14 protein-coding genes are annotated in these 13,279 nt (G+C 68.7%); all 14 read right to left on the reverse strand.

Translation table 11 applies throughout. The features are described 5' to 3' along the window. Positions 1 to 74: 74 nt before the first annotated feature. Positions 75 to 1,115 carry a Bug family tripartite tricarboxylate transporter substrate binding protein gene (locus BLO63_RS09115; protein ID WP_091439359.1) on the reverse strand — a complete coding sequence of 347 codons (1,041 nt, stop codon included), beginning with the start codon at positions 1,113 to 1,115 and terminating at the stop codon, positions 75 to 77. Positions 1,116 to 1,680: 565 nt separating this feature from the next. Next, positions 1,681 to 2,397 (reverse strand): transcriptional regulator NanR, encoded by a 717-nt coding sequence (gene nanR, locus BLO63_RS09120; RefSeq protein WP_091439361.1) that lies wholly within the window; start codon positions 2,395 to 2,397, stop codon positions 1,681 to 1,683. A 187-nt stretch (positions 2,398 to 2,584) separates the two neighbouring features. Further along, entirely contained in the window at positions 2,585 to 3,574 is a 990-nt protein-coding gene (locus BLO63_RS09125; protein WP_091439362.1) for a dihydroxyacetone kinase subunit DhaK, read from the reverse strand. A gap of 110 nt (positions 3,575 to 3,684) precedes the next feature. Continuing rightward, positions 3,685 to 4,095 carry a hypothetical protein gene (locus BLO63_RS09130; protein WP_091439364.1) on the reverse strand — a complete coding sequence of 137 codons (411 nt, stop codon included), beginning with the start codon at positions 4,093 to 4,095 and terminating at the stop codon, positions 3,685 to 3,687. A gap of 2 nt (positions 4,096 to 4,097) precedes the next feature. After that, a complete protein-coding gene (locus BLO63_RS09135; RefSeq protein ID WP_091439366.1) occupies positions 4,098 to 5,852 on the reverse strand; it encodes a putative PEP-binding protein in 1,755 nt (584 codons plus the stop codon). Beyond that, on the reverse strand, positions 5,836 to 6,183 hold the full coding sequence (locus BLO63_RS09140) for an HPr family phosphocarrier protein (protein WP_091439368.1): 348 nt from the start codon (positions 6,181 to 6,183) through the stop codon (positions 5,836 to 5,838). The genes BLO63_RS09135 and BLO63_RS09140 overlap by 17 nt, the downstream gene beginning before the upstream one ends. Then, positions 6,183 to 6,584: a dihydroxyacetone kinase phosphoryl donor subunit DhaM gene (gene dhaM / locus BLO63_RS09145; protein WP_091439371.1), complete on the reverse strand. Its 402-nt coding sequence runs from the start codon at positions 6,582 to 6,584 to the stop codon at positions 6,183 to 6,185. The genes BLO63_RS09140 and dhaM overlap by 1 nt, the downstream gene beginning before the upstream one ends. Continuing rightward, the gene (gene dhaL, locus BLO63_RS09150) at positions 6,581 to 7,195 is read right to left on the reverse strand and encodes a dihydroxyacetone kinase subunit DhaL (protein ID WP_091439373.1); all 615 of its coding nucleotides are present in this window, start codon (positions 7,193 to 7,195) and stop codon (positions 6,581 to 6,583) included. The genes dhaM and dhaL overlap by 4 nt, the downstream gene beginning before the upstream one ends. An 18-nt stretch (positions 7,196 to 7,213) precedes the next feature. Next, positions 7,214 to 8,848, reverse strand: coding sequence for a dihydroxyacetone kinase subunit DhaK (locus BLO63_RS09155; RefSeq protein ID WP_091439376.1), 1,635 nt, complete (start codon positions 8,846 to 8,848; stop codon positions 7,214 to 7,216). A 60-nt stretch (positions 8,849 to 8,908) separates the two neighbouring features. After that, positions 8,909 to 9,925 carry an ABC transporter ATP-binding protein gene (locus tag BLO63_RS09160; protein WP_091439377.1) on the reverse strand — a complete coding sequence of 339 codons (1,017 nt, stop codon included), beginning with the start codon at positions 9,923 to 9,925 and terminating at the stop codon, positions 8,909 to 8,911. Further along, a complete protein-coding gene (locus BLO63_RS09165) occupies positions 9,918 to 11,030 on the reverse strand; it encodes an ABC transporter ATP-binding protein (protein ID WP_091439380.1) in 1,113 nt (370 codons plus the stop codon). Before BLO63_RS09165 ends, BLO63_RS09160 begins: the two co-directional genes overlap by 8 nt. A gap of 4 nt (positions 11,031 to 11,034) precedes the next feature. Continuing rightward, positions 11,035 to 11,256 (reverse strand): hypothetical protein, encoded by a 222-nt coding sequence (locus BLO63_RS09170; protein ID WP_091439383.1) that lies wholly within the window; start codon positions 11,254 to 11,256, stop codon positions 11,035 to 11,037. Further along, positions 11,253 to 12,206: a carbohydrate ABC transporter permease gene (locus BLO63_RS09175; protein ID WP_091439386.1), complete on the reverse strand. Its 954-nt coding sequence runs from the start codon at positions 12,204 to 12,206 to the stop codon at positions 11,253 to 11,255. Before BLO63_RS09175 ends, BLO63_RS09170 begins: the two co-directional genes overlap by 4 nt. Continuing rightward, entirely contained in the window at positions 12,203 to 13,171 is a 969-nt protein-coding gene (locus BLO63_RS09180; protein WP_091439389.1) for a carbohydrate ABC transporter permease, read from the reverse strand. The genes BLO63_RS09175 and BLO63_RS09180 overlap by 4 nt, the downstream gene beginning before the upstream one ends. Positions 13,172 to 13,279 lie beyond the last annotated feature (108 nt).

The following is a 13,279-nucleotide window of genomic DNA, read 5'->3' on the forward strand; positions in this document are numbered from 1 at the left end:
CCCCACCCCGGCACCGGCCGAAGCCGGCGCCCGTCTGGTCCGCCACTCGCGCCGGCCCAGGCCGGCGCGTGGCGTCACTGGCTGGCGGGCAGCAGCCAGTTATTGTCGGCGTAGATCTTCTCGTAGTTCTTGGTCTGCTCGGCGAGGAAGGTCTTCAGCTCGTCGCCGGCCATGAACTTGGTGATCTGGACGTTGCGGGTCGTGTAGTCCTTGAATTCAGGCGTCTCCATCGCCTTCTTCATCAGCTCGGTGTAGTAGGCGACCGCCTCGGGCGGCACGTCGGCGGCCATCCACACGGTGCGCGGCTGCACGAAGTCCTTCACGTCGATACCGGCCTCAACGCAGGTCGGGATGTCGGCCCAGCTCATGCCGTCGGCCACCACGGTCTTGTCGGTGAGGCGGGCGGAGGTGAAGACGCAGAGCGGCTTCTGGTTGCCGGCCTTCCACTGCTCCAGGCTCTCGCTCGGATTGTTGGTGTTGGCCTCGATATGGCCGCCCGCGACCTGGATCGCCGCCTCGCTGCCGGACTTGTAGGGGATATAGGCGAGGTCGATGCCGGCGGCGCGCTCCATCAGCGTCACCACGGTTTCGTCGGCGTCCTTGGCCTTGGCGCCGGCGACGCGAACCTTGCCGGGGTTTTCCTTCGCCTTGGCGACGAATTCCTGTGCCGTGTTGATGCCCGAAGCCTTCGGGTTCGACCACAGGATGAACACGTCGAACACCATGGACGCGACCGGCGTCAGGTCCTTCATCGCGTAGTTCACCTTGGTGCCGAGCGGCAGCACATAGGCGTCCTGGGTGCCGAAATAGACCTTGTACGGGCTGCCGACATTGTCCTCGGCGTAGTTGAACGCCTCGGAGCCGGAGCCGCCCGGCTTGTTGACGACGATCAGCGGGGTCTCGACCAGCTTGTTCTTGGTCAGCGCCGCCTGCACCACGCGGGTGAAGATGTCGGAGCCGCCGCCCGGGCCGGCGGAGACCACCAGCTCGACAGGACGGTTCGGCTTCCATTCGGCCAGCGCCGCCGTGGCGCCGGTGAGGCCAACGGCAAGCGCCGACGCGGTGAGAACGCCCGTGCGGAGCGACGCGCCGTTGCGCAGCGAAGTGATCTTCATGTCGTTTCCTCCCAGTTGCCCTGCGCGTCGCGGCCTCGCGCCGCCCGCCTGCGGGCAATCATTGCGATGTGACGGGCGCGCCTGTGTCGGCGGCCTCTTGTTGCTGTTGCCTCGCCCGGCGGCGGAACGGACCGCGCCGCGTCGAGGGAAGGGGTCGGCCGCCCGCGTCCAGGGGCGGGCGGAACCTTGAGGCGAGCTTCGGGCGAACCACCGGAGCGCCCGTCGCGGGGTGGCGAACCCGCCAGCGCGCCAAATCCTATATCATCTATGATATTGTCTTCGGCGAAGATCAAGCGTCTTTTGTCTGGCGCCGCAGCTAAACGTTCATCTCCTCCGCTGCACGGCGCCCCTTGGCGGGCGCAGGCGTCGCAAAAGACACGTCCCGACGCGTGGCCGGCCCAATTTTGCCCGGGGCGATCTCGCACGCCCCCGGCCAGCGCGGCGCAGGCGCCGCGACGACGCGAGCCCGCCCGCGCAGGCGGCAGGGCTCACGATCCGCAGCGATGCTAAGCGGAGCTGGTATGATAGGTCAATAGGTGGCTAGGGCGAATGCGTCGCCGGGGGCTCAGCCCGCCGGGCGGTCGCGGTCCCAATACAGCGCCGCCACCGATTCCAGATGGGCGCGCATCGCCGCTTCCGCCGCGTCGGGGTCATGGGCGGCGATGGCGTCGTAAATGCGCTCATGGAAGGCCAGCGCCATCTCCTTCGCCTGCGCGATCTTCAGCGTGACGCTGCGCTGCTCGGACAGCCACTGCACCACCGCCCGGTGCACGCCGTCGAACAGCGGGTTCTGCGACACCAGCACGATCTCGTAGTGAAAGGCGATGTCGGAGGCCTCGAACGCCGCCATGTCGCCAAGGTCGCGCCGGTTGCGGGCCAGCGCGTCGCCAATGCGGGCAATGTCGGCCGGGCTGGCCTCGCGCGCGGCGTGGCGGGTCAGCGCCATTTCCAGATGCAGGCGCGCATTCTGGAAATGGCGCATGCCGGCGGGATGGGCGAGATAGGAGCGCACCGAGGCCGAGAGTTCATGGATGAAGTGCTTGGGGTCCGGCCGCACCACCCGCGCCCGCTCGCCATTGGCGATCGACACCAGCCCGGCCTTTTGCAGCGACATCAGCGCCTCGCGGATCGCCGGCCGCCCGACCTTGAACTGCTCCATCAGCTCGCGCTCGGAGGGCAGCACGTCACCCTCCCCCAGCGTGCCGTCGAGCATCAGCTGCTGCAGGCGTTCGGCCACATCCTCATAGATGCGGCGGCGGCGGATCGGTTCGATGTCGAGCACGGTGTCTCCCCTGGCTGGTATGAAAGGATCACCGGCCCGGCCGACCTGTCAACCGCAACGTGCCGACGCAAGATGCCCTGCTACCGTCTTACCGCATCTTCGGCTGCACCACGACCGTGGCGGAAAGGCCCGACACCAGTTGCACCCCGGCCGGCAACAGCCCGCCGCGCGCGCCCTCGGCCTGCCCTCACCAGACCAGGGTCGGCGTCGTCACCGGCGCGCACCAGAGGGCGAATTCCTCCGGCGTCAGCAGCGCCAGCGTCACCGACAGCCCGGCCATGTCGAGAGAGGTGACGAAGGTGCCGACCAGCGCCCGCGCCGGAACGATGCCCTGCCCGCGCAGAAAGGCACGGGTCAGGTTATGAGCGAGGTGCAGCTCGATCGGCGGGGTGCCGCCAAAGCCGTTGACGATCAGCAGCGGGCGGGCGTCCGCCAGCGGGGAAAGCTGCGCCAGCACCGGCTCGCACAGCAGCCGCACGATCTCCTCCGGCCCGGCGCGCCCGGTGCGGTAGAGCCCCGGCTCGCCATGAATGCCGACGCCGATCTCCATCTCGTCCGGCCCGAGGGCGAAGGTCTCGCGGGCCGTGTCGGGAAGGGTGACGCCGCGCAGGGCGACGCCCATGCTGCGCAGCCGGCCGGAAAGCCCCTCGCCGAGCGCCTTCAGCTCGGCGAGGTCGGTGCCGCGTTCGGCCGCCGCGCCGAGCAGCTTTTCCACCACCATGGTTCCGGCGACCCCGCGCCGCCCCCGGCTGCGCACGGAAGGGCCATAGGCGGCATCGTCCTCGACGATCACCGTCTCGATGCGATGGCGGTCGGCGGCCATTTCCGCCGCCATCTCGAAATTCATCACGTCGCCATCATAGTTCTTCACCACCAGCAGGCAGCCGGCGCCGGTGTCGGTCTCGTCCATCGCGGCGAGGATCTGGTCAGGGGTCGGCGAGGTGAAGACATGGCCGGTGCAGGCCGCATCCAGCATGCCGGTGCCGATGAAGCCGCAATGCAGCGGCTCATGCCCGGCCCCGCCACCTGAGATCAGCGCCACCTTGCCGGGCGTGAGCCGGCGGCGGCGCACGAACTTGCCCTCAACGCCAAAGGCGACGAGGTCCTCATGCGCGGCGACGAAACCGGCGAGGCTCTGCGCCACCGCCGTTTCGGCGGCGTGGAGGAGTCGCGTCATCCGGTCATCGCCCCCCAGTTGCCATCCATCGCGCCATCGGCCCCGCCCTTTGCCGCACCGGCTCAGCACCGCCCGCCGGGAGTGCCGGCGCCGCACCGCTTCGCGTGCATTCACTCGCCCCCATTCACCAGCGCCGCCATCTTAGCCACGAAGTCGGAAACGGCATCGTCAAACGTCCGGTTCTTCTTCTCATCGCCGAAATCCGGCACCATCAGCGCCAGCGTCCGCATGGTCGAGGCGTCCCCGACCTCCGGCAGCCGGCCGGGATGGGCGGCCTGATAGGCGGCGAGAAAGCGCTCCTGCTCGGCCGGGCTGAAATGGCACACCCGCAAGATGGTCGGCAGGTGCCGGGCCGGCAGCGGCGTGTCGTAGCTCGGGCTGGTCACCTGGGTGACGAAGCTGCGGTGCTTGCCCAGCGCCGCCGCCAGCCGCTGGCGGGTGCCGGAAGGCCGGTTGTCGAGAATGCCGGCGAGCAGGGTTTTATAGGCGATCACCGCCTCGTCGCTGGTCTCGCGCGCCATGCCTAGGCATCCCCCGGCACGGCGACGGCAACACCGGCGCCCAGCGCCGCCCGCAGCGCGGGCAGCCGCCTCGGCGCCACCGAGAGGCCATCCAGGCCGAGCGCCCGCAGGCGGCCGAGCGCCGCCGGCGCGGCGGCGAGGTCGCCGCACAGCGACACCGGGCGGCCGAGCGCGCGGGCGGCCGCGCAGATAAGGTCCAGCAGCCGGAACATCGCCGTCTCCGCTCCCGCATAGAGCGGCGCCACGGCAGGATTGTCGCGCGCCGCCGCTGCGAGATACTGCATCAGGTCATTGCTGCCCACGGAAAAGAAGGCCGCCTGCCCGAACAGGTCGAGCGTCAGCGCGGTGGCCGGCACCTCCACCATGATGCCGAGCGGCGGGCGCTTTCCCTCGATTCCCTGCCGCGCCAGCCGCGCCGCCTCCTCGTCGAACAGAGCCGCCATCGCCGCCAGCTCCGTCGGCAGCGTCACCATCGGCAGCAGCACGCTCACCGGGCCCTGCCCCGCCGCGCGGATCAGCGCACGGGCCTGGATGCGGGCGAGATCGGGATGGGCGAGCAGAAAGCGCACCCCGCGCACCCCGAGCATGCCGGCGGGATCGCCCTCGGCAAGGCCCGCCAGCGCCTTGTCGCCGCCGAGATCGAGCATGCGCAGCGTCACCGGCTTGCCGGCGAGATGGGCGAGAACGCGGCGGTAGACCGCCAGATGGCGCTCCTCGCTCAGCGCCTCCGCCGCGCTGGTGAGCATAAACTCGGTGCGCACCAGCCCCACCCCGTCCACCTCGGCGGGATCGAGCGTGTCGAGATCGGCCAGCGTGTCGAGATTGGCGAACAGCCGGGGCCGGCCAGGGGGGCCGGAAGCGGGACGCGAAGGCGGGGCAAGCGGCGCCGGCCGGGCCATATCGGGCGTGGGGCCGGAGACGGGGGCGACGCGGGGGAGCGGCGCGGCCGGGGGCGGCTCCGGCAAAGGCCTTGACTCGGGCAAGAGCCGCTCGGGGTCGAGGCAGGCCAGCCCCTGCGTGCCGTCCACCAGCAGCGGCTCGCCGCTCTCGCCCGGCAACGACCCGAGGCCGACCACCATCGGCACGCCGCGCGCCCGTGCCAGCAGGGCGACATGGCTCGCCGCGCTGCCGGCGCCGAGCGCGATGGCGCCGCCGCTCGACCAGTCATGGGCGAGAAAGACGCTGGGCGGCATGTCGCGCCCGACATAGACCGCGCCGGGAGGAAAATCGGGGCGGGTGCGGCCGGCGAGCGCGTCGAGCACGCGGTGCTGCAGGTCCATCAGGTCGACGGCGCGCAGGGCGAAGGGATCGACCTCGGCCTGATCGGTCTCATCGGCCTCACTGGCGCTCTCATCGGCCCCAATGGCGCTCTCATCGGCCTCACCGGCCCGATCGTTCCGATCGGTCTCACCGGCCCCGCTGGCGAGCTCTTCGATCTGATCGTTCAGGGCCGCGGCAAAGGCCAGCGCCGCCCCCTCGCCCCGGTCGATACGGGCCAGCGCCGGGGCGAGAAGCTCGCCATCGAGCAGCAATTCGATCTGGAAATCGAGGATGCCGGCGCTTTCCGGGTCGGCGTCGGCGGAGAGCTGGCGCAGCTCGGAAACCGCTCTGTTGACGGCCTTTTTCAGCGCCGCGCGGGCCTCGGCCGCGCTGCCGGCACGGCCAGACGGCGCCGGCGGCTCGCCCGCGCGGTGCACCGGGCCGACCGCCCGGCCGGGCGAGGCGGGATGGCCGCGAAATTCACACCGGGCGGCCATCGGCCCGCCCCTGCTTGCGATCCTCGTCGAAATCGCGCCGCACCAGCCCGCTCAGCGCCGCGACCGCCTCTTCCGCCCGGGCGCCCTCGGCGCGAATTCTCATTTTAGTTCCGCGCCTTATACGGGCGCCGATGATCTTGACGATGCTCTTTCCGTTCAGCCAGTCGCCCGATCCATCCACCGCCACCTCGATGGTGCAGGGGAAGGTTTTCGCCAGCCGGGTGAAGGCAACCGAGGGCCGCGCATGCAGCCCGACCCCATGCGTGACCTCGACTTCCGCCTGGCAGCGATGGGTGGAAGGTCGTCCGATGAGGGGAGCAGGTTCGGCCATCACGCGGACAACTCTTCCGCCGTCGCCACCACCCGCGCCAGCGTCGACCCGCCGGACGCCTCGGCCGCCGCGACCACGGCGCCCTCCACCAGCGGCGCGTTGCAGATGGCGACCTTGGCGGCGCGTGCCGGCCCGAGCATCTCCACCGCCATCTCGCTATTGGTCTCCGCCCCGCCGAGATCGACAAAGATGGCCACACCGGCCTCCGACCAGGCCGCCTCGATAGCTACTAAAATACCAGCAACATGGGTCCCCAAACCGCCCTCGACATTGCCGCCGCTCCAGGCCAGGGGCACGCACCCCCCAACCATCTGCCGCACCATATCGGCCGCGCCCTGCGCCACCAGGGGCGAGTGCGACACGATCACGATGCCTACATTGGCGCCGCGGGCGGTGGTCATGATGGGGCATGCTCCTGGAAATACTGGCAAATCGTCGTGGCGAGCAGGGCGCAACTCGAGGCGCCGGGGTCTTCATGGCCGATCGAGCGCTCGCCGAGATAGGACGCCCGGCCGCGCCGCGCCAGCATCATTTCCGTCGCCTGCGCGGCATTGCGGGCGCATTCGGCAATGCGCAGCGGCGCGGCATGGCCTGCGATCTCCGCCTGAACGGGATAGAGCACATCCAGCAGCGTCTTGTCGCCCGGCCCGGAACGGCCCCGCCGCGCCACCGCCGCGACCGCCTGGGCGAGGATGGCGGCGAAATCGGCCTCTTCCTCACCCGTGGCCAGGCCGCGACCGAGCTCCATAAGCAGCGTTCCATAAAGTGGCCCGGCGGCGCCGCCGATGCTCATGACAAGCACCAGCCCGATGCGCTCCAGCGCCACCGGCAGCGGCAGGGCGGAAATGGCGTCGCGCTCGCGGTACACCGCCTCCAGCCCGCGCCGCATATTGGCGCCATGGTCGCCATCGCCGATGGCGCTGTCGAGCCGGCCAAGGCGCTCGCAATGCTGCTCGATTTGCTCACGACAAAGGCCGATGAGGGCCGTGAGATCGGCGGCATCAAGCGTCATCGGCCTCACTCCCACGCCTCAGCCACGCCCCGCCAGCGCCGCGAACACCTTCGCCACCGCCACCGCGCCGGGATCGGGCGAACCCTCCAGGTCACGTGCGGCAACATAGGCGGCGCGGCCGGCCCGCGCCCGCGCCATTGATCGGGTTGCCTCCGCTCCCGTCGCGGCGGCTTCGGCGGCGGCGATCAGACTGCCGGCGGCGAGCGCCTTCAGGGCCGGCTCGAGCGCATCAATCATCGTGCGGTCGCCGGCAGCGGCGCCGCCATAGAACACAACCCGCTCCAGTCCGGCGCGCAGGGCGTCGGGCAATGTCTCGCCCGCCTCGCGCGCCTGGGCCGAAGCGGTGAAGAAGATGGAGAGCAGGACCCCGCTCGACCCGCCCATGGCAGTGCCGAGTTCGGCGCCGATGGCTTTGAGCGTGGCGGCGGTATCGGCCAGAGGCAGGGCCGGGAGCCGCGCCTCGACGGCGCGGGCGCCGGTGGCGACGGTGGAGCCGGTATCGCCGTCTCCGGCGCGGGCGTCGAGCCGGTTCAGCTCCTCCTCGAGCCCGATGAGGGTCGCGCAAGCGGTCCGAATGACGGCCTCCGCCGCCGCATCGGCGCTGGCAGACAACGCCTCCTCCCGCGGCGCGGAAGGCGCGGCCCACACCTCTACCTTGCCGGCCGCGACCGCCGGGCGCCAAGCGAGCGGCTCGACCGGAGCGGTCAGCGCCGCCTCGCGCGCGGCGTCGAGCCGGAGATAGGAAAGCGAGAAGCCGTTCATATTCAACGCCGTCATCAGCGGCGCCGGGCCGATGACCAGCTTCACCCCGCGCCCGAGCTCCGACCCCAGCAGCTCCTCGGCGATCAGACTCATCTCCAGCGGCGGCACGGCGCCGAGATTGTTGATCAGCAGCGCATATTCGGCGGTGGTGTCGAGCCGGGCGGCAAGGCGCTCGCTCATCAGTGCGACGATGTCGCCGGCCGGCTGCAGCGGGATGCGCTCCACCCCCGGCTCGCCATGGATGCCAAGACCGAGTTCACCCTCTTCGGCACCGAGCCGCGCCTCGAAGGGCTGGCCGGGAATGGAGCACGAAGACAGCGAGACACCGAGAGAGGCGATATCCGCCGCCGCCGCCCGCGCGGCCCCGGCCAAGGTGGCGAGGTCAGCGCCCGTCTCGGCGAGATGGCCGGCGATCTTGTGAACGAACAGCGTACCGGCGACGCCGCGTGGCTGGGGAATATCGGGCAGCGCGATGTCATCGGCGACGATCGCCATCTCGACGAGATACCCCTCGGCGCGGGCGCGTTCGGCGGCGAGGCCGAAATTCAGCCGGTCGCCGGTGTAGTTCTTCACCACCAGCAGGCAGCCCGGCTCGCCTGTCACGGCACGGATGGCGGTGAGCACCGCCTCGACGCTGGGCGAGGCAAAGATCTCGCCGGAGACGGCGGCGGTAAGCAGGCCGCGACCGACGAAGCCGGCATGGGAGGGCTCGTGGCCGGCGCCGCCGCCGGAAATGACGGCGACCTTTGATTTGTCCCAGTCGGCGCGGAGCACGACCTTGATGTCGGGATAGGTGTCGAGCCGGGCCAACCGGCCGGGCGGCGTCGTGCGCAGCAGCCCGTCCAGCGCCTCGGTGACGATGCTGTCCCGCCGGTTGTAGAAATGTTTCATGGCTGCCTTCCCATCCGTTCGACGCGACATCCGGTGCGTGTCCGTCCTCACGCACGTCCGCTATACAAGCCGCTGGCCGTCCTGCCCGAAATAGAGCGGGTTCCGCAATGACAGGCGGATCCGGTCGCCGGGAGACACCGCAATGTCAGGGTCGGCGAGCGTCACCAGCTTCTGCTCGCCCAGCTTGATGTGCAGGTGGTTCTGGTCGCCCAGATGCTCGATCCAGTCGACCCGTGCATTGCCGCCCTCCTCCCGCGCAATGGCGATGTGCTCGGTGCGCGCGCCGATCGTCTTCGTCCCCGGCGGCACTGGCACATCCGACAGAAGGTCGACCGGCAGCAGATTGATGTGCGGCTGGCCCAGCCGGGCGGCGACGTGGAGATTGGCCGGGTCGGCATAGATTTCGCGCGGCGTGCCGATCTGGACCAGACGACCCTCAGCGAGAATGCCGATGCGATCAGCCATGGTCATCGCCTCGATCTGGTCGTGGGTGACATAGAGCAGCGTCGCGCCGAGGTCCCTCTGGATGCGCTTCAGTTCCAGTCGCAATTCGCCGCGCAGTTTGGCGTCGAGCGAAGAGAGGGGCTCGTCCATGAGGTAAATGGAAGGCCGGCGGACCAGCGCCCGGCCGATCGCGACGCGCTGCATCTCGCCACCGGAGAGGCGGGTGGAGCGGTTCTCCAGCTTGTGGTCGATGCGGACCATCTTCGCCACCTCGCGCACCCGTGCGTCGACGGTGGCCGGGTCCATGCGCCGGGCCGGCGAGCGCAATGGAAAGGCGAGGTTCTCGTACACTGTGAGGTGCGGATAGAGCGAATATTGCTGGAAGACGAAGGCGACGTCGCGGCTCGCCGGGGCCAGTCCCGCCATCGGCCGCCCGCCAATGCTCACCGTGCCGGAATCCGGCGTCTCGATGCCAGCGATCAGGCGCAAGGTCGTAGTCTTGCCGGCACCGGTGGGGCCGAGGAGAACCACGAATTCGCCATCCGCAATGGTGAGGTCGATCCCGTCGACCGCGCGTTTGGCCCCGCCTTTGCCGAAGCTCTTGGTGATCCCCTTGAGTGTCACATCAGCCATGGCGGGCCTCCCGGCGCAGCGCGCCCTCATAGAGGGCAGAAGGAATGGCGCGGCCGGAGACGGCGTCGAACAGCGAAAGCCGCTCGCTCTTGAACGTAAGCCCCACCGGCTCGCCGATCCGGTAGTTCTGCTCGGCCGGGAGGCGCGCGCGCACCAGCCCGCCCTCGGTCTCCACCGTCACGATCTGGTTGGTGCCGAGATACTCGCTGCCATAGACCGCGCCGCGCAGCGGCGAGGCGTCGGAAAAACGCACATGCTCCGGCCGCACGCCAAGCGCCAGTTCGCCGGGGGCGACGTCAGCGCGCAGCTCCGGCATTGCCACCTCCGCCGCGCCGATCCGCGCCGTGCGCGCGCCCCGCGCCAGCCCGCCGGTGAAGCGGATGAAATTCATCGGCGGCGAGCCGATGAAGTCGGCGACGTACATGGAAGCCGGCCGGTCGTAGATTTCCTGCGGCGTGCCGAACTGCTCGATGACGCCGTGATTCATCACCGCAATCTTGTCGGCCATCGCCATGGCCTCTATCTGGTCATGGGTGACATAGACCGTGGTGGCGTGGATGCGGTTATGCAACTCCCGCAGTTCGCGCACCATCACCTCGCGGAACTCGGCGTCGAGCGTGCCGAGCGGCTCGTCCATGAGGAAGCACATCGGGCGGCGGACGATGGCCCGGCCAAGCGCCACGCGCTGGCGGTCGCCGCCAGCAAGACCCGACACTGGGCGGTCGAGGATATGGTCGATCTGCAGCAGGCGCGCCGTCTCCTCCACCCGCGCCTTGATCTCCGCCTTCGGCACCCCTTGGGCGAGCAGCGGAAAGCCGATGTTCTTGCGCACATTCATATGCGGGTAGAGCGCGAACAGCTGGAACACGAAGGCAATGTCGCGCTCGCTCGCGCGCCTGTAGGTTACATCCTCGCCACCGAGGCGGATGGTGCCGCCGGTCGGCAGCTCCAGTCCGGCGATCATGCGCAGCGTGGTGGTCTTGCCGCAGCCCGAAGGGCCGAGCAAGGCGAGAAACTCGCCGTCCTCGACGGTGAAGCTCGAATCCTGCACGGCGACGAACTCGCCGAACGCCTTGCGCAGATGCTCGACCCTGATCTCGGCCATGCGCCTACTCCGGAAACTTGGACACGATCATGAACATGAACGTGCCGACGAGAAGGGTGACGAGCGAATAGGTGTAGAGCACCAGCGCGAAGGGCTGGAACAGCATGAGGAAACCGAGCGCGATGATGGTGACGGCCACCGCCTCCATCGGCCCGCGCCGTAGGAAGAAGGGGCGGCGCCCCGGCGGCAGGGTCGGGCTTTGCAGGGTGAGGACGGGATCGTTCATTTGCGCACCGCCCCGAAGGTGATGCCACGCAGCAACTGCTTGCGCAGCAGGATGGTGAAGACGAGGATCGGCACCAGGAAGATCGTCGTACCCGCCGCCACCGCCGGCCAGTCCTGCCCGCCCTCGCCGATGATAGTGGGGATGAAGGGCGGCGCGGTCTGGGCGCTGCCGGAGGTGAGCAGCGAGGCGAAGGCATATTCGTTCCAGGCGAAGATCAGGCAGAAGATGGCGGTGGCCGCGATGCCTGTCGTGGCCTGCGGCAGCACGACCTTGCGGAAGGCTTGAAGCCGGGAATAGCCGTCAATCATCGCCGCCTCCTCATATTCGCGGGGAATCTCGTCGATGAAACCCTTGAGCAGCCAGACGGCGAGCGAGACGTTGACCGCCGTATAGAGCAGCATCATGCCAAGCGCGGTGTCGGAGAGACCGAGCTGCCGGTACATCAGGTAGATAGGGATGGCGACGGCGATCGGCGGCATCATCCGGGTGGAGAGGATGAAGAACAACAGATCGTCAGCCAGCGGCACCTTAAAGCGCGAGAAGCCATAGGCCGCCAGCGTGCCGAGCCCCACGGCGAGGAAGGTTGAGCCGAAGGCTATGATCAGCGAATTGGTGAAGCGCGGCAGGAAGTTGGACGGACCGGCGATCACCATGTTGCGCTCGCGCGTGACCGCGTCGCACATGCCCTCCGGCGGCGGAAGGGACGCGATGTACTCAGGGGTCTGCCGCGTGCGCGTGGTGAAGAGGTTGCAGTAGCCTTCCAGCGACGGCGTGAACAGGATTTTCGGCGGATAGGAAATCGAGTCGGGCGGCGACTTGATCGAGGTGAGGAAAATCCACACCAGCGGAATCATGGTGATGACCGCGTAGAGGATCACCAGCGTCGCGGCGATGCGCTTGGAGCGGGCGCTCGGCTCGACGACCGAATGGGCGGTGTTTGCCGAGCTCATCGCTGTTTCACCCTGTTGAGCGCCTTGACGTAGATATTCGCGAGGCCGAACACGGCGACGAACAGCACTATGGCGAATGCCGAGGAGCGCCCGGTAGCCCACGCCTCGAAGGCATCGCGCTTGAGCGTGATCGAGGCGACCTCGGTGGTCGAGCCGGGCCCGCCGCCGGTGAGGAGGTTCACCATGTCGAACATCTTGAAGTTCTCGATGCCGCGGAACAGCACCGCCAGCATGATGAAGGGCAGCGCCATCGGCACGGTGATCGACCAGAACTGCCGCCAGTTCGAGGCGCGGTCCACCTCGGCCGCCTCGTAGATATAATCGGGAATGGAGCGCAACCCGGCGAGGCAGATCAGCATCACGTAGGGCGTCCACATCCAGGTATCGACGATGATGATCGCCCAGGGCGCCAGGTTGACGCTGCCGAGCATCTGGATCTCGGAGGTCGGAATGCCGGTTAGGAAGGAGACCGCATAGGCGAACAGGCCGATCTGAGGCTCATAGAGAAAGCGCCAGAAATTACCGACCACGGCGGGTGACAGCATCATTGGAATAAGGATGAGCGTTGTCCAGAAGGCGTGGCCACGGAACTTGCGGTCGATGAGATAGGCCAGCGCGAAGCCGATCACTGTCTGGAGAAGGATGGTCCAGAACACGAAATGCGCCGTGGTCTGCATCGAGGCCCAGATATCGGGGTCGTTCAGCACCCGCGAATAATTGCCGAGGCCGACATTCTTGACCTCCGCATTGGGGCGGTTGGCGCGGTAGTTGGTGAAGGAGAGGTAGATCGCCCAGAACAGCGGGAAGATGTTGATCGCCAGCAGCAGCGCGATGGTGGGCGCGATGAACAACCAGGCAATGGCCTTGTCCGAAAGCGCCCGTACCCGCCTCACGAGAGGTTCCGGGGTTGCCCGCACCGCCGCCTCGGCAGCCTTGTCGGCATAGGTGTGTGGGGATGTCGTCACGCGCGCCCTCGCTGGCGTCGGCGGAAAAGGGGCGATCCGGTGGGTCTCGGGATGAGCCGGATCGCCCGCGGGAGGAAGCGGAGCCTACTCCCTCTCCCCGCCGGGGAG

The organism is Ancylobacter rudongensis, assembly GCF_900100155.1.
Taxonomy (GTDB): domain Bacteria; phylum Pseudomonadota; class Alphaproteobacteria; order Rhizobiales; family Xanthobacteraceae; genus Ancylobacter; species Ancylobacter rudongensis.

Coding starts and splice junctions, on each gene's coding strand:
- BLO63_RS09115 (WP_091439359.1), bottom strand. CDS start 1,115: ATGAAGATCACTTCGCTGCGCAACGGCGCGTCGCTCCGCACGGGCGTT.
- BLO63_RS09125 (WP_091439362.1), bottom strand. CDS start 3,574: ATGACGCGACTCCTCCACGCCGCCGAAACGGCGGTGGCGCAGAGCCTC.
- BLO63_RS09130 (WP_091439364.1), bottom strand. CDS start 4,095: ATGGCGCGCGAGACCAGCGACGAGGCGGTGATCGCCTATAAAACCCTG.
- BLO63_RS09135 (WP_091439366.1), bottom strand. CDS start 5,852: ATGGCCGCCCGGTGTGAATTTCGCGGCCATCCCGCCTCGCCCGGCCGG.
- BLO63_RS09140 (WP_091439368.1), bottom strand. CDS start 6,183: ATGGCCGAACCTGCTCCCCTCATCGGACGACCTTCCACCCATCGCTGC.
- dhaM (WP_091439371.1), bottom strand. CDS start 6,584: ATGACCACCGCCCGCGGCGCCAATGTAGGCATCGTGATCGTGTCGCAC.
- dhaL (WP_091439373.1), bottom strand. CDS start 7,195: ATGACGCTTGATGCCGCCGATCTCACGGCCCTCATCGGCCTTTGTCGT.
- BLO63_RS09155 (WP_091439376.1), bottom strand. CDS start 8,848: ATGAAACATTTCTACAACCGGCGGGACAGCATCGTCACCGAGGCGCTG.
- BLO63_RS09160 (WP_091439377.1), bottom strand. CDS start 9,925: ATGGCTGATGTGACACTCAAGGGGATCACCAAGAGCTTCGGCAAAGGC.
- BLO63_RS09165 (WP_091439380.1), bottom strand. CDS start 11,030: ATGGCCGAGATCAGGGTCGAGCATCTGCGCAAGGCGTTCGGCGAGTTC.
- BLO63_RS09170 (WP_091439383.1), bottom strand. CDS start 11,256: ATGAACGATCCCGTCCTCACCCTGCAAAGCCCGACCCTGCCGCCGGGG.
- BLO63_RS09175 (WP_091439386.1), bottom strand. CDS start 12,206: ATGAGCTCGGCAAACACCGCCCATTCGGTCGTCGAGCCGAGCGCCCGC.